This is a genomic window from Streptomyces diacarni (assembly GCF_003323715.1).
Lineage (GTDB): Bacteria > Actinomycetota > Actinomycetes > Streptomycetales > Streptomycetaceae > Streptomyces > Streptomyces diacarni.
Window position 1 is genome coordinate 68,233 of record NZ_QOIN01000035.1, and the last position, 19,727, is coordinate 87,959.

General features: G+C 74.2%; 20 protein-coding genes. 16 read left to right on the forward strand and 4 right to left on the reverse strand.

From position 1 onward, the window contains the following. The first annotated feature begins 116 nt into the window (after positions 1–116). On the forward strand, positions 117–1,685 hold the full coding sequence (locus DTL70_RS07975) for a vWA domain-containing protein (protein WP_114021162.1): 1,569 nt from the start codon (positions 117–119) through the stop codon (positions 1,683–1,685). Positions 1,686–1,813: 128 nt separating this feature from the next. Here DTL70_RS07975 and DTL70_RS07980 read toward each other — a convergent pair whose 3' ends face one another. From DTL70_RS07980 to DTL70_RS07990, 3 genes are all read right to left on the reverse strand, one after another. Beyond that, positions 1,814–2,512: a LysM peptidoglycan-binding domain-containing protein gene (locus DTL70_RS07980; protein WP_114021163.1), complete on the reverse strand. Its 699-nt coding sequence runs from the start codon at positions 2,510–2,512 to the stop codon at positions 1,814–1,816. 253 nt (positions 2,513–2,765) lie between these two features. Continuing rightward, positions 2,766–3,197: a pyridoxamine 5'-phosphate oxidase family protein gene (locus DTL70_RS07985; protein WP_114021164.1), complete on the reverse strand. Its 432-nt coding sequence runs from the start codon at positions 3,195–3,197 to the stop codon at positions 2,766–2,768. A gap of 123 nt (positions 3,198–3,320) precedes the next feature. After that, positions 3,321–4,391, reverse strand: a complete 1,071-nt coding sequence (locus DTL70_RS07990; protein WP_114021165.1) for a PucR family transcriptional regulator — start codon at positions 4,389–4,391, stop codon at positions 3,321–3,323. 484 nt (positions 4,392–4,875) lie between these two features. On the opposite strand from DTL70_RS07990, the gene DTL70_RS07995 reads away from it, so the two are divergent. Continuing rightward, positions 4,876–5,307 (forward strand): hypothetical protein, encoded by a 432-nt coding sequence (locus tag DTL70_RS07995; RefSeq protein ID WP_114021166.1) that lies wholly within the window; start codon positions 4,876–4,878, stop codon positions 5,305–5,307. Next, positions 5,304–5,639, forward strand: coding sequence for a winged helix-turn-helix domain-containing protein (locus DTL70_RS08000; RefSeq protein ID WP_114021167.1), 336 nt, complete (start codon positions 5,304–5,306; stop codon positions 5,637–5,639). The genes DTL70_RS07995 and DTL70_RS08000 overlap by 4 nt, the downstream gene beginning before the upstream one ends. Positions 5,640–5,853: 214 nt before the next feature. Here the strand turns inward: DTL70_RS08000 and DTL70_RS35095 are convergent, their stop codons facing one another. Beyond that, the gene (locus DTL70_RS35095; RefSeq protein WP_359188810.1) at positions 5,854–6,162 is read right to left on the reverse strand and encodes a helix-turn-helix domain-containing protein; all 309 of its coding nucleotides are present in this window, start codon (positions 6,160–6,162) and stop codon (positions 5,854–5,856) included. 506 nt (positions 6,163–6,668) lie between these two features. On the opposite strand from DTL70_RS35095, the gene DTL70_RS08010 reads away from it, so the two are divergent. The 13 genes from DTL70_RS08010 to DTL70_RS08070 all read left to right on the forward strand — a co-directional run bounded on the left by DTL70_RS08010 (position 6,669) and on the right by DTL70_RS08070 (position 19,638). Further along, positions 6,669–7,550, forward strand: coding sequence for an ABC transporter ATP-binding protein (locus tag DTL70_RS08010; RefSeq protein WP_220183594.1), 882 nt, complete (start codon positions 6,669–6,671; stop codon positions 7,548–7,550). Beyond that, positions 7,547–8,704: an ABC transporter permease gene (locus tag DTL70_RS08015; RefSeq protein ID WP_114021170.1), complete on the forward strand. Its 1,158-nt coding sequence runs from the start codon at positions 7,547–7,549 to the stop codon at positions 8,702–8,704. Before DTL70_RS08010 ends, DTL70_RS08015 begins: the two co-directional genes overlap by 4 nt. Then, positions 8,704–10,245: a YcaO-like family protein gene (locus tag DTL70_RS08020; protein WP_245979119.1), complete on the forward strand. Its 1,542-nt coding sequence runs from the start codon at positions 8,704–8,706 to the stop codon at positions 10,243–10,245. Before DTL70_RS08015 ends, DTL70_RS08020 begins: the two co-directional genes overlap by 1 nt. 55 nt (positions 10,246–10,300) lie before the next feature. Then, the gene (locus DTL70_RS08025; RefSeq protein WP_114021171.1) at positions 10,301–11,005 is read left to right on the forward strand and encodes a TOMM precursor leader peptide-binding protein; all 705 of its coding nucleotides are present in this window, start codon (positions 10,301–10,303) and stop codon (positions 11,003–11,005) included. A gap of 6 nt (positions 11,006–11,011) precedes the next feature. After that, positions 11,012–12,733 (forward strand): TOMM precursor leader peptide-binding protein, encoded by a 1,722-nt coding sequence (locus tag DTL70_RS08030; RefSeq protein WP_114021172.1) that lies wholly within the window; start codon positions 11,012–11,014, stop codon positions 12,731–12,733. After that, the gene (locus tag DTL70_RS08035) at positions 12,730–13,488 is read left to right on the forward strand and encodes a nitroreductase family protein (RefSeq protein ID WP_181860836.1); all 759 of its coding nucleotides are present in this window, start codon (positions 12,730–12,732) and stop codon (positions 13,486–13,488) included. The genes DTL70_RS08030 and DTL70_RS08035 overlap by 4 nt, the downstream gene beginning before the upstream one ends. 148 nt (positions 13,489–13,636) lie before the next feature. Continuing rightward, positions 13,637–13,804, forward strand: a complete 168-nt coding sequence (locus DTL70_RS08040) for a thiocillin family RiPP (protein WP_114021173.1) — start codon at positions 13,637–13,639, stop codon at positions 13,802–13,804. Between the two features lie 41 nt (positions 13,805–13,845). Further along, positions 13,846–14,025, forward strand: coding sequence for a thiocillin family RiPP (locus tag DTL70_RS08045; protein WP_114018162.1), 180 nt, complete (start codon positions 13,846–13,848; stop codon positions 14,023–14,025). A 58-nt stretch (positions 14,026–14,083) separates the two neighbouring features. Beyond that, positions 14,084–14,260, forward strand: coding sequence for a thiocillin family RiPP (locus tag DTL70_RS08050; protein ID WP_114018163.1), 177 nt, complete (start codon positions 14,084–14,086; stop codon positions 14,258–14,260). A gap of 70 nt (positions 14,261–14,330) precedes the next feature. Further along, positions 14,331–14,501, forward strand: coding sequence for a thiocillin family RiPP (locus tag DTL70_RS08055; RefSeq protein ID WP_114018164.1), 171 nt, complete (start codon positions 14,331–14,333; stop codon positions 14,499–14,501). A 198-nt stretch (positions 14,502–14,699) separates the two neighbouring features. Continuing rightward, positions 14,700–15,809, forward strand: coding sequence for a PqqD family peptide modification chaperone (locus DTL70_RS08060; protein WP_114021174.1), 1,110 nt, complete (start codon positions 14,700–14,702; stop codon positions 15,807–15,809). Continuing rightward, entirely contained in the window at positions 15,806–18,634 is a 2,829-nt protein-coding gene (locus DTL70_RS08065; RefSeq protein ID WP_114021175.1) for a hypothetical protein, read from the forward strand. Before DTL70_RS08060 ends, DTL70_RS08065 begins: the two co-directional genes overlap by 4 nt. Then, positions 18,631–19,638 carry a lantibiotic dehydratase C-terminal domain-containing protein gene (locus DTL70_RS08070; RefSeq protein ID WP_114021176.1) on the forward strand — a complete coding sequence of 336 codons (1,008 nt, stop codon included), beginning with the start codon at positions 18,631–18,633 and terminating at the stop codon, positions 19,636–19,638. Before DTL70_RS08065 ends, DTL70_RS08070 begins: the two co-directional genes overlap by 4 nt. Positions 19,639–19,727 lie beyond the last annotated feature (89 nt).

The window sequence follows — 19,727 nt, forward strand, 5'->3', positions numbered from 1 at the left end:
AGCCGGCCCGTCGCGCCAACGGAGGGAGCCGGCAGCGGGGTTGGTACGTCTCAGCTCGGATACGCACGGAGCGGCAGGCGCGCGGAGCGGTAGGCGGACGTGGGAGGACAGCGGGGATGAAGCGGGGAGGGGCCGTGGCAGCGGCACTGGTGGCGGCGACGGTGCTCGCGGGCTGCACGGCGGACACTGAGAACCTGGCGGAGGCGTCCCGGGACAAAGGCGCCGCAGCGCCGCCCGACGCGCCCGCGCCGCCCGGCTACCAGCAGGGCGAACGGGGCACGGATGGTCCCGGCGCGAAGCCCATGGGCCCGGCTGATTTCCGTTCCACGTTCGCCCTCGACGTCGACACGGCGTCCTATGGCTACGCCGCACGCACGCTGCGGGACGGTGCCCGCCCCGCTCCGCGGACGGTGCGCACCGAGGAGTTCGTCAACAGCTTCCCGCAGGGGTATGAGCGGCCCGCGGGCGACGGCTTCTCGGTCTCGGCGGACGGGGCGCGCACGGGGGAGGAGGGGTGGTCGCTGATGCGCGTGGGGCTGGCGACGAAGAAGAGCGATCCGGAGGCGCCGCGGCGCCCGGCCGCGCTCACCTTCGTCCTGGACGTGTCGGGTTCGATGGGCGGCCCGGGACGGCTCGACCTGGTCAAGGAGGCGCTGGAGGCGGCGGCCGGCGAACTGCGCGCGAGCGACTCCGTCTCGCTGGTCACCTTCAGCGGACGGGCCGAGACGGTGCTGCCCATGACCCGGCTGGGCGACGGCGGCCGTGCCCGGTTCCAGGACGCCGTCGCCTCTTTGAAGGCCGGATCGAGCACCGACCTGGGCGCGGGGCTGCGCAGGGGCTACCGGCAGGCGGCCGAGCACCGGCGCGCGAAGGCCACCAACCGCGTCGTCCTGATGTCGGACGCGCTGGCCAACACGGGGAAGACCGACGCGGCCGCGATCCTCGCGAGCGTGGAGCGGTACCGCAAGGAGCAGGGCATCTCGCTGTTCGGCGTGGGGGTGGGCAGCCAGTACGGTGACGCGCTGATGGAACGCCTCACCAACAAGGGCGACGGGCACACCGTGTACGTCTCCACCCGGCGTCAGGCGCGCGACGTCTTCGTCAACCAGCTGCCGCGCAACGTCGAACTGCGGGCCCGGGAGGCGAAGGCGCAGGTCGTCTTCGACCGCGGGGCGGTCGAGGAGTTCCGGCTGCTCGGTTACGAGGACCGCGTGGTCGCGGACGAGGACTTCCGCGACGACACGGTCGACGGGGGCGAGATCGGCCCGGGACACACGGTCACGGCGCTGTACGCGGTCAAGGTGCGGGAGGGGGCCGAGGGGCGGGCCGCCACGGCGACGGTGCGCTGGCTCGACCCCGACGACCGCGAGCCGCACGAGACCTCGCGTGCGGTGGATACCGACGCGCTGACGGGCGGCCTCGTGTGGACGACGGGCAGCGCGGCGCGGTCGGAGGGGGACGGCGGGAAAGTGTCCCCCTACCTGCGGCAAGCGGCCGTCGCGGCCGCTTTCGCGGGCGCGTTGCGCAGGGAGGGGAGGGGCCCGGCCGACGCCGCGCAGGAGTTCGGGACGAAGCGCTCACTCGCCGAGCTGCACACCGAGGCGGTCCGCCTGGAGAAGACGTCGGACCTGCGGTCGGCCGCCGGGCTGGCGGCGAACATCAGCAGGGCGCGGAAGGCCGGTTAGCGGACGGGCCGCGGGCCTGGACGGCGGGGCGGGGGGCAAGAGGGGGAAGAGGCGGAAAAGGGCCGTGGCCCGTGCCCTCGGGGGAAGAGGCACGGGCCACGGCGGTCTCCACGCGGAAGTGGAGGGTCTCAGCCGACCTGGAGCTTCTGGCCGGGGAAGATGAGGTCGGCGTCGTCGCCGACGGTGGACTTGTTGTCCTCGTACACCTTGTGCCAGGTGGTGTCGTGCGCCTCGGCGATCTCGCTGAGGGTGTCACCGGACTTGACGGTGTAGTTGCCGTGGCCCTTCTTGGGGGCCTGCTGCGGCTGCGCGGGCTGCGCGGGCTTCGGCTCGGCCTGCTGCTGCGGGCGCTGCTGCTCCTGCTGCGGTGCCTGCTTTCGCTGCGGCTGCGCCTGCTGCTGGGAGCCGCTGTCGCTGCTGCCGCCGTCCGGGTTCACGTCGGCCGCGGGGCCACCGGAGGTGAGGCCGCCGGCGCCGGCGCAGGCCCAGGCGCCCGGGCCCTGCATGTCGAGCAGCTTCTCGGCGACGGCGATCTGCTGCTCCTTGGTGGCCTGGTCGGCGCGCGGCGCGTACGTGGTGCCGCCGGCCGCGGCCCAGCTGGAGTTGTTGAACTGGAGGCCACCGTAGTAGCCGTTGCCGGTGTTGGCCTGCCAGTTGCCGGAGGACTCGCACTGGGCGACCTTCTCCCAGGTGTCCACGGAGGCGGCGTTCGCACCCGTGGCCGACACCAGAGGAAGGGCGACGGCTGCGCCGGCGACGCCGGTCACGGTGGCGATGCGCACGGCCTTGGTGGGTCGACGGTGACGGCCCTTGCCGGAGAACAGCATGGTCTTTCGTTCCTTACGGTCGCGGCTGTTCGCCCAGGAGTTCGGACGAACGTGTCGAGCGGGAGCGACAGTAGGCACAGCTGTCCGGATGCTCCAATTAGTGACCGCAAAGATCCTTCCTGGCGCTTGACACGCAATGGCGGCATCTGTGCTGGTGATGCGCTTACACGGAGATCGGTAAAACCGGGTGTGACGTAACCGTTGGAGACAAGCGTCACAGGAATGGGGCATTTGTGCGGTGTTGGGCGTGGGGTCACCAGCCGGGGGGCTTGGCCGTGCCCATGGCGCGGTCGACGGCGATCTCGATGACGACCCGCTCGGGGTTGGGGCGCGGCGGCTTGTAGCGGCGGGTGTAGCGGGCTTCGGCGTCGGCCACCGACGCGGCGTCCTGGCGCACCAGGGCCGTCCCTTCGAGGGTGCACCAGCGCCGTCCCTCCGCCTGGCTGACCGCCACCCGCGCACCCGAACCCGCGGCCAGCACGTTGCGCACCTTCTTGCTGGAGCGGCTGCTGATGACCCGTGCGAGGCGCGTCGCCGGGTCGTAGGTCACCCCGACCGGCACCAGGTGCGGGGTGCCGTCAGGGCGCGGGGTGGTGAGGAAGCAGATGCGGCGCTCCTCCCAGAAGTCGAGGGAGTCGTCGTCGGAGTCCGGCTGTGCGGGCCCGTCGGGAGTCGGTGTGCTCATGCCGGGCACGCTACCGCCCGCCGCGAGCCGCTCCGCGGGGGAGAGCCGAGCCGCTTTGTGAGGCGGACCGAACCGCTTTGTGAGGCGGAGCGAACCGCTTTGTGAGGCGGAGCGAGTCGCTGTTCAGGGGGAACGCAGGGGGGTGGTGGGCCAGTCGAGCAGGCGTGCGCCGATCACGGCTGTTTGCAGCATGTAGCGGTGGGAGGGGTCGGTGGGGCTGGCACCGGTCAGTTGTTCGATTCGTGCCAGGCGGTAGGTGAAGGCCCGCACGCTCAGCGAGAGCCGGCGAGCGGCCTCCGCGGCCACGCAGCCGGTGTCGAAGTAGGCGGTCAGCGTCTCCAGCAGCGGCTGCGCGCCGCCGCGCGCCGTGGTCAGCGGCCCCAGGGTGGCCAGCACCAGATCGGCCATCGCCTGCCGGTCGCGCGTCAGTACGGGGTAGACGAGCAGATCCGCCGCGTAGAGCACCGGCTCAGCCAGCTCCAGCCGCTCCGCGAGATCCAGCACGCTCAGCGCCTCCTCGTACGACTGCACCACGCCGCCGGGCCCCGGCTGCACGCGGCCGATCGCCACCTGGCCGCCGTCGGTGGCCGCGTAGCTGTGCTTGGCGAAATGGGTGAGCACATCGGGCTGGTCGCCGGGCGCGACGCACAAGAGCCTGCCGTCCTTCGTGGTCAGCAGGGTGTTGCGGCTCTGGAAGCGGGCGATGAGCGCCCGCTCGACCTGCCGCGCCACCGGATCGCCCTCGTCGTAGGCGACGGGGCCGTGGGCGACGGCCACCGCGTGGCTGTGCGAGAGCCGCAGCCCGAAGCGTTCGGCGCGCTCGGCGAGCCTGCCCAGGTCGCTGCGGCCGTGGAGCAGGTCGTCGATGAACTCACGGCGCGCCGCCTCCTCCTGGCGGACGGCCTGCCGCTGGGCGCGCTCGTACCCCTCGGCCACCGCGTCGACGGCCTGGTGCATCCCGGCCAGCAGGCTGTCGGGATCGCCGCGCAGAGAGGGCCACGCGGCGCGGGTCGCCCTCAGGTGCGCGCCGACGAGGTCGCGCAGTCCGTATCCCGCGTCGGCCGCCCGCTCGCCCAGCGCGCGCCGGTCCGCCAACTCGTCGCGGGTCAGCCGCCGTCCGCTCGCGCACACCTCCGACAGGATCTGCGCGTATCCGGCCAGGTACTCCTGCGGTATCTCCGCCGCACCGCTCATCCGCTGCCCCCGTGCTCCGTCGTCCTCAAGGTTTCCGCCGGACCGCGGTTCCCTTAACGGTTTCTTGACGCCGTCCGGCACGCAGACCCTAAAGAACTCTGCCGGGTTCCGGCAATGCGGGGAGGGCTGCGGGACCGCCAGTATGCGTGGTGAGGGGGAACGGGGAAGCGTCCCGGTGCCTCACACCGGCAGGGGGCGGTGTCGAGCACGGACCGGGGGACGGTGCCGGACACCGACCGGGTGCGGTACCGGGACGACGGGGGATACGGGGGATACGGGGGCAGAGGAGGGAGGGGGCACGGGGGAAGCGGGGGGCGAGGAGAGGGCGGGGGGCGGGCGGGAGCCGTGCGAGCGGCGCCGGCCTTCCCCGCCGCCCTCTCCTCCGCGACTCGGCAGGATGCCCTGGTGACAACTACTTGCCAACATGGAAAGTAGATGGCTACCGTGCAAGACGTAAGGGATCGTCAGCACGGGGAGGCATGTCATGGAGGCAGCGGAAGCGCGGGCCGCACTGGCGCGGCGGGACGCGGTGCAGGGTGTCGGGCGACGGGCCCACGCCGAGTGGTACGGGTGGTACCTGCTCGGCTTCCTCGTCTTCACGCTGCTGCTGCTCGGGGCCGCGGCGGCCGCGCGGACGCAGCCGGCGGTCGGCGTCACGCTCAACGCGGTGGGCGCGGTGCTCGGGATCGCCGCGATGGGGTACGCGGGCACGCGGCCCGTCGTCACCCGCGATTTCCGCCGCTTCCACGCCGTCTTCAGCCTCGGCTGGACGGTGCTGTACGTGGCGGCCGTCGTCGTCGGGTCCGTGTGGAGCGGGGGCGCCCCGGCCGCCTGGTGGTGGGCGTCGTTCGTGGTGCTCGGCGCCTGGAGCGGTGGTGCGGCGCTGCTGGCGCGACGGGCGCGTGGACGCCGATGAGTGCCACGCGCCACCCGAGACACCGGCTGGACCCGTTGCTCCAGTCGCCGGTGCGCTTCTCCGTGATGGCGGCGCTGGCCTCCGCCGAGCGGCTGGAGTTCCGCTTCGTGCGGGACGCGGTGGAGATCAACGACTCGGCCCTCTCCAAGCAGTCCGCGACGCTGGAGGAGGCGGGGCTCGTGGAGGTGGAGAAGGGGTATCTCGGCAAGCGCCCGCGCACCTGGCTGTCCGCCACCTCGAAGGGCAGGGAGGTCTTCCAGGAGCACTGCGCCTGCCTGCGGGAGATCGCCCGCGGTGTCGACGCGGACCGGCTTCCGGTGGACGGTTCCTAGCGGAAACGCGGGGGTGTGCCAGGCGGGGGCGCGGCGCACGCCGGCGGTGCGTACGCAGGCCCGTGTGCACCGAGCCGGGCGCGCCGGGTCATGCCCGGCACGCGGCGGGGCCGCGAGCCGAAGGCGGGGAGCGATGCTTCGCCCATCGCTCCCCGCCTTCTCCTCTTCTTTTCGGACGCGAATAGCCTTACCGGCTCGCGTCAATCCGCGCGTATTAAGCGGCCCCTGCTTTTCGCATCGGTTCGGGCCGCTGTCCCGCGTGCGCGCGATAGGTGTGCCGGGACTTCGGCTGTGTCCGGCACAGCAAGTCCATCCGGCACAGAATGTCGTGCGCGACCGGAACCATCCGCCTACCCGTTTCCGTCAGGCTCATGCCTCCCGGTGTCCGGCGGAACAGCGGCTGCTGGGTGTGGACTTCGAGCTGTCTTATCTGATCGCTGATGCTGGCCGCCGAGTAGCCCAATTCGGTGGCGGTCCTGGTGACGCTGCCTGTGCGTGCGCAGGTCACAAATGCACGAAGCATCCGATCGTTCACTGAGTCTCCCCGTGTAGCAAATTACGCAAACTCGGTGTTGTACGGACACAAGGGCGTTGCGAGCGGTGCAGCCCGGGCGTGGGAGGTCATCCCGCGGTATCCGTATGTCGGATGCCACTATTCCGCCCAAGCCGCCTGCGACACAAGGAGCCTGACGGCCAGTGGACTGGACGGGTACCTCGGTTGCACGCTCAACTGCCTCCCGCGGCAGCCCGGTTCCCGGGTTTCGGTCTTGCCGAACACCTCTTGCCGTGCCCGCCGCGAGCGGGCAAGCATTGGCCGCGTTCACCGCCGACCAGCCGACAGGACGCATAGCGCAGAACGTGCCGACGTAATGCGCGTGACGTGGGGATGCAGCGTCTATGTTCAGGATTGCAGAGCAAAGCGAACGCCCGAAATCGTCGATTTCCGAAGAAACCGAAGAAGGCGCCTCGCATGCGCTCGCCGTCGGCGGACTCACCGTTCGATACGGGGATTTCACGGCGGTAAAGGACGTGGAGTTCACCGTCGGACGCGGTGAGGTCTTCGGCCTGCTCGGCCGCAACGGGGCGGGCAAGACGAGCACCATCGCGGCGGTCACCGGGCTGTTGCGGCCCGCGCAGGGCCGGGTGAGCGTGCTCGGCAGGAACGTCGAGGACGGGCCGCGCGGCGGCACGTGGCTGGGCGGTGCCCTCTCCCTCCAGCCGCAGAAGACCAGCCTGTTCCCGCGTCTCACGGTCGAGGAGACGCTGGGGATGTGGGCGTCCCTGTATCCGGACCCCCGCCCCGTGCCCGCGCTGATCGAGGAGCTGGGCCTGGCGGAGAAGGCCCGCACCCGCGCCGCGAAGCTCTCCGGCGGCCAACAGCAGCGGCTGCTGCTGGCCACCGCGCTGGTCGGCAACACCCCGCTCGTCGTCCTCGACGAGCCGACCACCGGGCTCGACCCGCACGCCCGCCGCGACGCCTGGGCGGTCATCAACCGGGCCAGGTCCCGCGGCACGACCTTCCTGCTGAGCACGCACGCCATGGAGGAGGCCGAGGAGATGTGCGACCGGCTGGCCATCCTCCACGAGGGGCGGCTGCTCACCTCGGGTTCCCCGGCGCGGATCGTGCGCGACCTCACCCAGGGCAGCACGGTCACCGTCAGGTCGGACCAGGCCGGCCTCGCCGAGGCCGCGCGCGGCCACTTCGGCGCCGACGCGGTCCACGAGCGGGCGGGCGGCGGCGGCACCCCCCGGTTCAGCGTGGCGACCGAGCGCCCCGAGCGGGCCGTCGCCTGGTTCGAGGAGCGGGCGCCCCAGGCCGACATACGCGTGCACCGGCCGACGCTGGAGGACGCCTTCCTCGCCGCGACCGGCACCGAAGGACCCCGCGCGAGCGAGGGGAGCGAGCAGTGAGCACGGTCGAGACCGGCACGGCCAGGACGAACGGTCCGGGCGGCGCGTCCGGCGACGAGGCCGGCGCGCGCGAGACGGCCCGCGCGGCGCACCCGGGCGAGGGGCCGCGCACGGGCGGCGGCGCGGGCACGCGGGGGCAGTTCGCACCGCTGGCCAAGGGCATGACCAAGGAGCTGGTCCGCGATCCGATGGCGCTGTTCTTCAGCGTCGTCTTCCCGGTGCTGCTCGCCGGACTGTTCGTCGCGATCATGCAGCTGACGTGGGCGGGCGGCCCGTACAAGATCGCCGTGGTGGGCAGTGGAAGCCAGGCCACCCAGCTGGCGGACGCGCTCGGTGACGGGTCGAAGGTCACCGCGCTCGACTCGCCGCGCGGCGCGCCCGAGGGCATGGACGCGGTCGTCGCGCCCACCGCCGACGGCGACACGCTGCGGGTCCTCACCGACCCGGAGAGCCCCTCGGTGGTCACCGCGCTGCGCGACGCGCTGCCGCAGACCGGCTGGGAGGGGCGCGGCATCGACGCGCTGGGCACCGACGGCACACCGCCGTTCGAGCCCATGCCGTTCGTGGTGCCGGGAGTTCTCGTCTTCGCCCTGATGTCGCTGGCCCTCAGCGCCACCGCGGGCACCCTCGTCTCGCTCCGCGCCAACGGCACACTGCGGCTGCTGCGCACCACCCCGGCCAGGCCGCAGGCCATCCTCACCTCGCTGCTGCCGGCGCGGGGCGCGCTCGGCCTGGCGCTGCTGGCCGTGGCGGGTGTCGCCGCCACGGCGCTGGGACTGCTCACGCCGCTGTCCGGGCTGACGATGCTGCTGACGACCGCGCTGGGCATGTGGCTTTTGATGTCGGTGGGCTTCCTCCTCGGCGGCACCCTGCGCTCACCGGAGCTGACCAACGCCATCTCGGGTCTGCTCACGCCCCTGCTGCTGATGGGCTCGGGCGTCCTCTTCCCCCTGGAGCTGATGCCCGACGGGTTCGCGGACGTCTTGTCCTGGAATCCGGTCGCGCTCCTGGGCGACGCGCTGCGGCACGACGTGACCGGCGGCGTCACCCGGCACGCGCAGTGGCTGGACTGGCTGCTGATCGCCGCCACCGCCGCCGTGCTGACCTTCGCGGCCGTCCGCGCCTTCCGCTGGGACACGGAGAAGAAGAACTGATGCATCCGACGACGACATCCGAGCGCCCCGACGCCGACGCCGTACCCGCACCTGACGCCGCACCCGGGACCACGCCCGCCGGGACCCCCACCGCACCGCCCGCCGCGCTCGGGACCGCGACCGAGGCAACCCCGCACAGCGGCGAGGGCGCGGGCGCGGGAGAGGGCGCGCCACGGTACGACGCCGCCACGGCCGAGCCGCCCGGTTCGCTGCGCAGGATGGGCGACCTCGTCTCGCCGTACGGACTGGTCAGCGGCGCCATCCGGCTGCCCGGCAGCCCGGGCGACCCCGACTTCCCCATCTTCACCGCCTCCCTCGGCGACCCCGGGCACGTGCTGACCGGGCACGAGGACTGGGACCTGGGCGCCGAGCACGGCAACTTCGACGGCGCGGGCGGTGACCTCTCCCCCGAGCGTGCCGCGCTGCTGGCGGTCGCCGAGTCCCTGGAGCGGTACTCCTCGTGCGCCCGCGACGCGGACCGCTACCGCTGGGCGACCGCCGAGGAACTCGGCGACGAGGCGGTGCCGCTGGAGTCCTGGCCCAGGCTGTCGGCTGCCGAACTCGCGGCCGGCGGACACGGCCTGGTCGGCCCCGACCCCCGGGCGCCGATGCGCTGGGTACGCGGCTGGTCCTTCACCCGGCGGCGGCCCGTGTGGGTGCCGGCGGTGCACGTGTGGCTGAAGAACCCGCCCGAGGCGCTGGGGGAGCGCGTCAGCCACCCCGTCTCCACTGGCTGCGCCGTGCACACGGACGTGACCTCCGCCGTCGTCAACGGCCTGCTGGAGGTCGTCGAACGCGACTCGATCGCGCTGACCTGGCTGCAACGGCTGCGGCTGCCCCGGCTGACCCTCGACGTCGGGCGACTGACGCCCAAGCAGCGCCAGTTCGTCGAGCGGGCCGACAACCCGCACGTGCGCACCCAGCTGTTCGACGCCACCACCGACCTCGGCATCCCCGTGATCTACGGGGTGCAGTTGGCCGACTCCGACCCCGCGCTGGCCCAGGTCGTCGCCGCCACCTGCGACCCCGACCCCGGCGATGCCGTCGCCAAGCTCTACCGCGAGGCCGCCTCGCTGCGCATCGCGCTGCGCCACCACGTCACCACCAGCGCCACCGCTGGCCAGGCGGACGCGGACGGCGGGAACGAACAGCTCGTCAACGTCGTCGGGGGAGCGGCCGAGGCCGGCCCCCTGGCCGCCCGCGACCGCTTCTCGTTCCTGCTGGAGGGCGAGCGCGAGGAACGGCCGCTGTCCGCGCTGCCGCGCCCCACGGCCACCGACCCGCACACCGTGCTGTCCTGGCTGCTGCGGCGCCTGCACGCCCGGGGCTGCGAGGTCGTCGCCGTCGACCTGACGACCGACGAGGCGCGCCAGGTCGGTGCCACCGCGGTGCGGGTGGCCGTGCCGCAGCTGATGCCGCTCTCCTTCGTGCACCGGGCCCGCTACCTGGGCCACCCGAGGCTGTACGAGGCACCGCGGGCCATGGGGCATCCGGTGCTGTCCGAGGACGAGATCACCCCGCTCCCGCAGCCGTTCGCCTGACGCGCCCCGCGCCGCCACCCGCGCGTCCCCATCCACCACCCGGGCAGGAGAAGCGATGCACACCGGAACGACCGGTCCCCGCAGACCGCTGTTTCTCGCGGCGGGCGCCTTCGGACACGCCGTCACCGAGCGCCTGGCCAAGGCGTACACGGGCGCCGTCGTCATGGGCGCCGACGAGGGCAGCCACCCCAGTTTCTGGCCGGTCAGCGACCTGCTGGTGCTGGTCACCGACCATCCGCGCCCCGCGCTGGCCGAGGCGGTGGAGCGCTCCGCGTACGCCTGGGGCGTGCCCTGGTTCCCGATCGAGCTGGAGCCGGTCGAGCTGCGCTGCGGCCCCGCCGTCGCGCCCGGCGCCGGCGCCTGCCACCGCTGCTTCACCCGGCGCCGCGCCCAGCACGACCGCTCACCCCTGCCCGCCGAGGCACGCCGCCGCGAGACCAAGGACCCGGGTGCGGAGCGCGTGACCGGTTACGCGCCCCACCACGTCGGCATGGCCGTCGCGTTGGCCCGCGCCGCCGTCCGCGACCTGTTCGACGAAGAAGCCGCCGCCGCGGGGGCCGAGGACGGCGGCGCAGCCGGCGGTCAGGGGCCGCGGGCCGCCGCCCACGTCCGCACCGTGCACCTCGCCGACGGCAGAACCGCGCGCCACCGCGTCGTCGCCGTCGACCAGTGCTCGCGCTGCCGTCCGGCCCGCGGAGGCGAGGACCTCTCCTGGCGGATCTTCGAACCGCTGACCGACGCCGCGCCGGTGGGGAGCTGAACGACGATGGCCAACGGGGACGTACTCACCGCCGAACAGACCGGCGCCGCGGCGCTGCGCGACCCGCAGCTCTCGGTGCCCGCACTGCCCAGGATGCGCAGGGGCGTGGCCTGCTACCAGGCCGGCGGCGGCCTGGTCGTCGAGGGGCTGCCCGCGCCGCAGGTCTTCCGCGGCAAGGCCGCCACCGCGCTGCTGCCCCGGCTGCTGCCGCTGCTGGACGGCGCCCGCGACCGCACCGCGCTCGCCGAGGAACTGGGCATCAGCCCGCACGCCGTCTTCAAGGCGCTGTCGCTGCTGTGGATGTGCGGCGTCATCGAGGACACCCCGCCGCAGGACGGACCCGCGGCGGAGGCAGGCGAGAACCTGGCGGACGAACTCGCCGACTACCTCTCCCGGATGGGCGACTCCACCGGCGCCAACCCCTCGTGGGAGGCGGGGGCGCTGCGGCTGGCGTCCGCGCGGGTCGCGCTCTACGGCACGGGCCCGACGGCGACCGCGCTGGCCGACGAACTCGCGCCCTCTGTCGCCCTCACCCGCGTCTCGGGGCCTGACGCGGTGCCGCCCGAGGGGACCACGCTCGCCGTCGCCGCGGACGCGCCGCCGGCCGAGTTGGCCGCTGCCGCCGCCGTCTGCCGGGAGCGGGAGATCCCCCTCGTGCGGATCGCCGCCGCGCACGGCACCGCCCACCTCGGCCCCTTCGTCCACCCCCGCTACACGCCGTGCCTGGACTGCCTGCTGGCGGAAGAGGCCGACCACGAGACCGACGGCGAGGCCGACCACGAGACCGGCAACGAGACCGACGGCGAGGCCGACCACGAGACCGACGGCGAGGCGGCGGCGCTGACCGCCGCGCTCGCCGCGCACGACCTGTTCGGTTTCCTGAGCCGCGCGGTGCCCTCCCCCTACCCCAACCAGTGGCGGACCGTCACCCTCGACGACCTGGGCCAGCGCCGCCACAGCGGCGCCACCCGCCCCGGCTGCCCCACCTGTTCGGCGCTCCCGCCCGCACCGGAAGGCCCCGGCACGGCGCCGCTGGCCGCCCGCTACGAGGCCTTCATCGGCTTCCCGCCGCACGAGTACATGGACCTCAAGGGCCACCAGCAGCACTACAAGCCGTCCAACCTGGCGCTCCAACGCCAGGAGAAGACCTGGCCCGTCTGCCCCGAGGTCGCACTGCCCGCGCCCGACACCACCCGCCTCGCAGGCCTGCCCTACGAACAGCGCGGCGCGGACGAGGCCACCACCGACCTGGAGACCCTCTCGCTCGTCCTGGCCACCGTCGCCGGAATCCACGAACCCGAGGGCGACTTCCTGCGCCGCTGGACCCCCAGCGGCGGCAACATCGGCTCCGTCCTCGCCCACCTCGCCGTCCGCGACGTGCCCGGGCTGGCGCCGGGCATCTACGGGTACGTGCCCGGCGGCCACCGGCTGGCCCTCCTGGCACCCGGCGCCGAGGCGACGGCGGGCCTCCCGGGGCGAGCCCCGGTGACCCTGGTGCTGACCGGCAACCTGGGCAAGGTCGCCAAGAAATACCACTCGTTCGCGCTGCGGGTCACCCTGCTCGACGCGGGCTGCGCCCAGGCGACGCTGCGCCGCGTCTGCCACACGCTCGGCCTGCCGCGCACCCCGGTGCGGCGCTGGGACGAGCGGACCGTCACCACGGCGCTCGGCGCGGACCCGCGCGTCGAACCCGTCACCGCCGTCACCGACCTCGGGAGGCCGCTGTGATCGCCCCTGACGACCTCGCCCTCCAACTCGTCGAGTCCTTCCAGCACGCGCCCGCGCAGCCGCACGCCGACGTGCCGCCCCAGCGCGCGGACCACCCCCGGCCGCTGGGCCCCGACACCCGCATCGGCCGCGGCACGGCCGAAACCGAACGGCTCGACCTGCTGGACACCCTCCGCACCCGGCGCGCGAGCCGGCTGTGGTCGCCCGAGCCGCTGCCCGCACCCCTGCTCGCGGACATCGTCGGCGAGGGCGTCACGGCCGACGTCGAGGAGTGGCCGGACGAACAGCACTACACGCCGCTGGAGATCACCGTGGTGGCCTTCCGGGTGGCCGGTATGGAACCGGCCGTGCACCGCTTCGACGGGCCGGCCCGCACCACCCGCCCCGTCATGGAGCTGCCCCCGCCCGAGCGGCGCCGCACCCTGACCCTCCAGGCCGAGTTCGGCGACGCGCCCGCCATCGTCTCCGTCGCCGTGGACCCGCACACCGCCGAACTGCGCGACGGCGGCCACGGCTACCGGACGCTGCTGACCCGCGCGGGCGCCGCCGTCCACACCATGTGGCTCGCCGGCGTCTCGCACGGGCTGACCGGCTCGGCCTTCGCCGGGTTCATCCCCGCCTCCGTCCGCACCCCGCTGCGCTCCGACGGCACCAGCAGGCAGCAGGTGTTCGCGCTCGCGCTCGGCCACCCGCCCGCGGACCCGCCCGGCGGCGGCGCCGCGCCGCCCCCCGGAGCGCCGGCGGCCGGCCCCTGATCGTCCGAAGGCGCGCCCCGGGGCGACGGGCGTCCCCCGGCACGGGCCGACGGATGCACGACCGGCCGCCGTCCTTGGCGGCCGGGCACCGACCCGGCACCGCCCGGTGCCCGTGGAAGACCACCGAGAAGGAAAGGAGGGATGCGCGATGGAAGACGTCATCGACCTGTACGCGGTGGCCGAGGACGAACTGGCCCTGGAAGAGCTGCCCGAGGGCAACGCACTGGCCAGCTTCTCCACCTCGACCAGCGCCAGCACCGCGTCGTGCCCGGCGTCCAGCGCGTCCAGCGCGTCCAGCGTCTCCAGCTACGGCTGACCAACCCGCCGGATCAGGCCTACTCAGGAAGAGGAGCACCCATGGAAGCCATGGACAACCTCGAACTCGACCTCTACATCGAGGACCAGGAACTCGCCGTCGAGGAACTGCCGGACGGCAACGCGCCCGGCGGCTGCTTCGCCTGCGCGGGCTCCGCGTCGACCGCGTCCTGCCCCGGCTCGTCCGCTGCCACCGTCGGCAGCGCGTCCTGCATCGGCTGACGCGCCAGGACCTGACAGCGCCCCACCCGACACCCCTTCCGCAGAAAGGAGATGAGAGATGCAGAACAGCGACGACCTCGACCTGTTCGTCGAGGCGTTCGACGACGACCTCGCCGTCGAGGAACTGAGCGAGGGCACCGCGCTGAGCACGTGGTCCAGCGCCACCACCGCGGGCTCCGCGTCCTGCCCCTGGAGCACCGCCTCCTCCTCGTCGTGCGCCTCCAGCTACGGCTGATCGCACGGCGCCACCGCAAGCCGGGGGAGCACCCCCGCGGATCACGAGTCGCACACAGGAGGTGACACACATGGACAACAGCGTCGAGCTCGAACTGTGGGCCGAAGACCTGGAACTGGAGGCACTGCCCGAGTCGGACAGCCCCTTCACCACCTTCGGCTGCGCCGCCACCGCAGGCTGCGGCAGCTGCCCCGCCGCCTGTCTGGGCACGGCAGGCTGCTTCTCCTCCAACGGCAACTGACGCACGGGAGATCCCGTTCGTCCAGCGGCCCGGTGACACGCGAACACCGGACCGCGCGCTGAGGTGAACCCCGGTTCCGGAGCGGGCGAAGCGCCCCGGAACCGGGTGCTCGCGGACACGACCCGCGAGCACGCTCAGGCTAGCCGCGGTCCGCCTGCCGAACCGCTACCGGGAGACGTGCCACCACAGGAGCTGTGCATGGAGACCCTCACCCGACCGAAACTCCGCGAGGGCCTGGAAGTCATCCGCGGGATGGACGACCACCCGCTGCTCTACGACGCGGACTCCGGCATCTACCACCGGCTCAGCCGGTCGGCCGCCGGGCTCGTCCAGCGGCTCGACGGCTCCCGGTCCCTGGAGGACATCGCCACGCTGATGACGCAGCGCGGCGCCAAGACACCCGAGGCGGCCCGCACCGAGCTGGACCGCTTCGTGCAGAACCTCTACGACAGCGGGCTGCTCGACGGCTCGCCCACGCCGCAGCGGGCCCACCACGCAGGGCGGCGCGGCAAGCGCAGCCAGATGATGCCCCGCTTCGTCGTCAGCCGCACGGTGATGCCCCGGCTGCTGGAGCCGCCGGCCGCCGTCCTGCGCAAGGTGTCCGGCAGCGCGCTGGCGGGCGTGCACCTCGCGGGCGGCGTCGTGGGCACCCTCGTCGCCGTGTGGGCCCTGTTCGCGGGCCCCTCGGCCGACCCCAGGCTCGCCCACTGGACGACGCTGATCGCGTTCGTGCTCTTCCTGATCCAGATCGTGCTGCACGAGACGGCGCACGCGATGGTCGCGCAGATCCTGAAAGTGCCCGTCCGGGGCTTCGGGTTCGCGTTGCTCTTCTACTTCATGCCGCTCGCCTACGTCGACCGCACCGACGCCTACCGGCTGCGGGAACGGGGCAGCAGAGTCGTCCTGGCACTGGCCGGGCCCGTCAACGACGGCTGGGTCGCCGGGATCACCGCGCTGGTGGCCGTCACCGCCAACGGCACGGTGGCGACCGTGGCCGCCACGATGCTCGTCTTCCAGGTCTTCAGCGTCATCACCAACCTCAACCCGCTGCTGCCCAGCGACGGCTACGCCGCCCTGGAGGCCGGGATGGGCACCGTCGACGCACGCGGCCGCGCCTTCGGACTGCTCAAGCACGTGCTGCTGCGCCGCCCGCTGCCCTCCCACCTGGCGGCCATGACACCGGCCGCGCGGCGGCTGCACCTGGCCTACGGGGCACTGTGCACGCTGTACGTGCTGGTGCTGGCCTACGCGGCGGTGCGCGGCACGGCGTTCTCGTACAGCGGCATCCAGGGGATGTGGAACCAGTGACGACGACCGTGCGCAACCTCCAGGCGCAGAACGGTGCCGGTACCGGCACCGGTACCGGCACCGCGCACCCGACCGGCGAGGCCGGGATCGGGACCGCTCCCGGGACGAACGCCGGGCCCGACGCCGGGCCGGCCACCGCGCGGCCCGCCGCGCCGGGCACCGCCTCGGCCGTTCCCGCGCTGGGCGGCGTGGCGGTGACCCGGGTCGCCGGACTGCCCGCCGCGTTCTGCCCGCGCCCCGCGGAGCGCACCACCGCGCTCCTCGACGAGCACGCCGACGCGCAGGCCGCCCTCGACGAGCTGCGCCCGCGGGTGGAGGACGCGCTCTACGCCCTCGTGCCCGTACTGGACGCGGCCGGTGACGGCGCCACCTCCCTGCGCCGCAAGGTCCTCGCCGCCCGCCGCGCCGCCCACCGGCTGGCCCCCTTCGGCTGGGACGAGACGACCGGCGCACGCGTCGCCGCGCACGCGGACGAGGAGACCCGCGAGGCGCTCGCCCGCTGGCAGGCGCTGACCTCCGCCCGGCAGGCGACCGCCACCGCACTCGACGCGGCGCTCGCCGACGACCGGGCCGCCGCCGAGGAGACCCTGACCGCAGCCCTCGAAGCGCCCGGCTTCGCCGACTCCCTCGCCCTGGCCACCCCCGACTGGGTGCGCTACGGCAACACCCGCCGCCCCCGCAAGCGGCAGCGCGCGCTGCGCACCCTCTACTCGTACACCGTCCGCGCCGCCGCCAAGACCAGCCCCTTCGCAAGGCTGACGACCGTGGGCGTACCCGGCCGCGGCCACGCCGGGCACGCCGTCCACCAGGTCTCGGCCACTCTCGCCCTCACCGCCCTGTACGCGCTGGCCCGCGCCCCCGAGACGGCACCCCTGCTGCGCTACCGCCCCGCCCCGGTCCGCCCGGCGACCGCCCGCACCGGGCCCGGTGAGCCCGCGCGTTCCCTGATGCTGCACCCCGAGTACGTCGCCACGGGCGGTGTCACCTGGCGCAACGACCACGTGGTGGAGGCCGGAGCCGCCGCCGACTGGGCCCGCGCCCTCGCCCGCGCCGGCGACGACGGTTCCCTCGGCCACGCGTCGGTGCTGCGCACACTCGGCGGCGCCGACCCCTTCCGCCGCTTCCACCGCCTGCTCGACACCGGCGTACTCTCCCCCCTCGCGCCGTGGCAGCGCGGCGAGGACGCGATGCGGGTCCTGCTGGACCTGACGAGCCACCTGGAGCTCCCGGAACCTCCCCGTACCCCGGAGGACGCCCCGGGTCCGGGGCGCTCGGGGCTGGACGTCGTCAGGGAGTTGCGGGCCCTCGAGGGCGAGCGCGAAGCGATGACGGACGACCGGCGCACCACCGCCGTCCGGGCCGTTCCGGGTGCGGCATCCAAGGCGGCCCCGGAGGCGGCCGGACCCCCCGCCGACGGGCCGCGGCGGCGCGCCGCCGCGGTCTCGCGCGTGCGCGAGCTGGGCAGGGGCTGGGCGCGGGCAGCGGGCTGGGACCGGTTCGAGCCGACCGAGGTCTGGTACGAGGACGCCGCCTGCGACCTGCGGCTCCCGCCGGTGCTCGACGACGCCGAAACCGCCGCCGACCTGCGCCGGCTGGGCGAGGCACTCAGGCCCCGGCTGTTCCGCTCCCACCTCTACGACGAACTGGTGCGCCGTTTCGTCGCCGACCACGGCAGCGGCGGCACCTGCGAGGACGTCCTCGGCTTCGCCATGCGCTGCGGCACCGAGACCGACCGCGACCCCGGCATGGAGCGCGCCGTACGCCTCGACCTCGCCGCCCGCGAGGACCCGGCCGAGCGCGCGTGGCTGCCGGTCGGGCCCAGCAGCGCCTCCCCGTCGGCGGCCCTGCTGGTCCAGCACATCGCCGCGCGCCCGTACGGTCCGCAACGGCCCGAGGGGGCGGGCGGGCCGCGGCTCGTCGTCAACCAGTTCAACCCCGGCACCGGCGGGCTCCTCACCCGCTTCAAGGGGCTGCTGGGTGACGACTTCGCCGACGCGCTGCGCGGCCACGTGCGCCGCCTGTGGCCGCACGCCGCGCACCACCACGAACTCGTCCTGTGGACCGAGTGCGGCACCGCGCAGGCCCAGTCCGCCGGACTGCTGCCACCGCTCACCCTGCCCGGCGAACTCGACGGACCCGGCGCCCTCGACCTGACCGAGGTCCGCCTCGTCCACGACCCCGGCCAGGACACCCTCACCCTGCTGGCCCCCGACGGGCTTCCGCTGGCCGCCGCGTACACCGGGCTGGTGCCCACCCACCTGTTCCCGAAGTTCGCCCGCTTCCTGGCGATCCTCTCCGACCCGTGGGTCAACGGCTCGCCCCTGTCCGACTACCGCATGCCCTTCCAGCTGCCCCGCGAGCCCGACCGCGTGACCGCCCTGGAACGGCAGACACTGACCACGCCCGGCGACGGGGGCGAGGGCGACGGCGGCGCGGGTGGTGTGGTGACACGGCGCGCCCAGTGGATCGTCCCCGTCGGCCACCTGCCGCTCCTCGGCGCGGACGCCACCGACGCGGACGCCGTCGCGGCGGCGGACGCGTTCCGCCGCCGGCACGGCATGCCGCGCGAACTGTTCGCCTACCTGCTCCCCGCGAACGGCGGCATGTCCCCCGACCACGACCGCAAACCCCTGTGGATCCGGCTGGACTCCGCCGTCTCGCTCGACGTACTGGCCCACTGGATCACCCCGGACACGGGGCACCTGCGGCTCGTCGAGGCACTGCCCGCACACCACCAGCACCCGCTGCACGACGCGGACGGCGAACGGCGCGCCGCCGAACACGCCGTGCTGCTGCACTGGGCCGACGGGGAGGAGAACCGATGACCGGCACCGGCCCTGGGACCGGGAGCGGCACCGGCACCGGCCCTGGGACCGGGAGCGGCACCGGGACGGCGACCCGGCCGCCACGCGCGTACGCCGCCCCGTCCCGCGAGAACGCGGCGCCGGGGGACGTCCCCGGCGCACCGGCGGCGGACTGGTGGTACGTGCGCGCCTACCCCGGAGGCCCCGGCGCCATGGACGCCGCCGTCCGCGCCGCCCTCCCCTGGCTGGCGGCCCGCGCCGCCGAGCTGGACGCGCCCGCCTGGCACTTCCTGCGCTTCTGGGACGCGACGGGCCACCACCTGCGGCTGCGCCTGCGCTGCACCCCCGACCAGGCCGACGCCCTGCACGCCCGCACGGACGAGCTGCGCGCCCTGCTGACGGACCTGCCGCAGGGCGCGGAAGGCCACGCGGGGGAGGCGGGCGGCGGACTGCTGCCGGCCGAACCGAGCATGGCCCCGCGCCGCCAGCCCGTCGGCGTGAGCCCCGCACCGTACGCGCCCGAACTGGCCAAGTACGGCGGCGTCCACGGCATCCACCTCGCCGAGGACGTCTTCACCGACGGCTGCGCCCTGCTGGCCGAGACGGACCTGGTGGCCCACCCCGCCGCGCACGCCCGCGCGGCCGCCGCCGTGGCCCTCACCCAGGCCCTCGTCACCGCCTGCCTGGCCCCGGGCGAGAGGGACGCCTTCTGGACGGCCCACCGCCGCCGCTGGCTGGCCCGCCTGCGGATGGCCCTCCCGGCCGACGAGACCAGGCAGCGGCTCAACTCCCTGGCGTCAGCGGTACGCGACGCACCGTGGCCCCAAGGCGCGGTGCGCGCCCGACTGGACGCGCACGTGCGGGTGACCCGCGGGGTACTGGACCGCTGCACCGTGACCCGCGTCCCCGTGCCCCGCGCCGAGCTGCTGCTCCACCACGTCCACATGGCCCACAACCGGCTGGGCTTCCCGCCACCGGAGGAGGCGGCGCTGGTGCTGGTGGCGCGCGGTCTGATGGCCCCCTGAGGGGACGCGTCGCACCGTCACGCGCATGCGACGAGCGGGTGGGAGGGTGTTCCTCCCACCCGCTCGGGGTGTCGCATGCGTGCGCGCGT

Bases quoted from the DNA above. Each gene is read 5' to 3' on its own strand.
- DTL70_RS08030 (WP_114021172.1), top strand. From the start codon at position 11,012: ATGGCCAACGGGGACGTACTCACCGCCGAACAGACCGGCGCCGCGGCG.
- DTL70_RS07985 (WP_114021164.1), bottom strand. From the start codon at position 3,197: ATGAGCACACCGACTCCCGACGGGCCCGCACAGCCGGACTCCGACGAC.
- DTL70_RS07980 (WP_114021163.1), bottom strand. From the start codon at position 2,512: ATGCTGTTCTCCGGCAAGGGCCGTCACCGTCGACCCACCAAGGCCGTG.
- DTL70_RS08020 (WP_245979119.1), top strand. From the start codon at position 8,704: ATGCATCCGACGACGACATCCGAGCGCCCCGACGCCGACGCCGTACCC.
- DTL70_RS08000 (WP_114021167.1), top strand. From the start codon at position 5,304: ATGAGTGCCACGCGCCACCCGAGACACCGGCTGGACCCGTTGCTCCAG.
- DTL70_RS07995 (WP_114021166.1), top strand. From the start codon at position 4,876: ATGGAGGCAGCGGAAGCGCGGGCCGCACTGGCGCGGCGGGACGCGGTG.
- DTL70_RS08060 (WP_114021174.1), top strand. From the start codon at position 14,700: ATGGAGACCCTCACCCGACCGAAACTCCGCGAGGGCCTGGAAGTCATC.
- DTL70_RS08040 (WP_114021173.1), top strand. From the start codon at position 13,637: ATGGAAGACGTCATCGACCTGTACGCGGTGGCCGAGGACGAACTGGCC.
- DTL70_RS08055 (WP_114018164.1), top strand. From the start codon at position 14,331: ATGGACAACAGCGTCGAGCTCGAACTGTGGGCCGAAGACCTGGAACTG.
- DTL70_RS08070 (WP_114021176.1), top strand. From the start codon at position 18,631: ATGACCGGCACCGGCCCTGGGACCGGGAGCGGCACCGGCACCGGCCCT.
- DTL70_RS07990 (WP_114021165.1), bottom strand. From the start codon at position 4,391: ATGAGCGGTGCGGCGGAGATACCGCAGGAGTACCTGGCCGGATACGCG.
- DTL70_RS08025 (WP_114021171.1), top strand. From the start codon at position 10,301: ATGCACACCGGAACGACCGGTCCCCGCAGACCGCTGTTTCTCGCGGCG.
- DTL70_RS08050 (WP_114018163.1), top strand. From the start codon at position 14,084: ATGCAGAACAGCGACGACCTCGACCTGTTCGTCGAGGCGTTCGACGAC.
- DTL70_RS35095 (WP_359188810.1), bottom strand. From the start codon at position 6,162: ATGCTTCGTGCATTTGTGACCTGCGCACGCACAGGCAGCGTCACCAGG.
- DTL70_RS07975 (WP_114021162.1), top strand. From the start codon at position 117: ATGAAGCGGGGAGGGGCCGTGGCAGCGGCACTGGTGGCGGCGACGGTG.
- DTL70_RS08045 (WP_114018162.1), top strand. From the start codon at position 13,846: ATGGAAGCCATGGACAACCTCGAACTCGACCTCTACATCGAGGACCAG.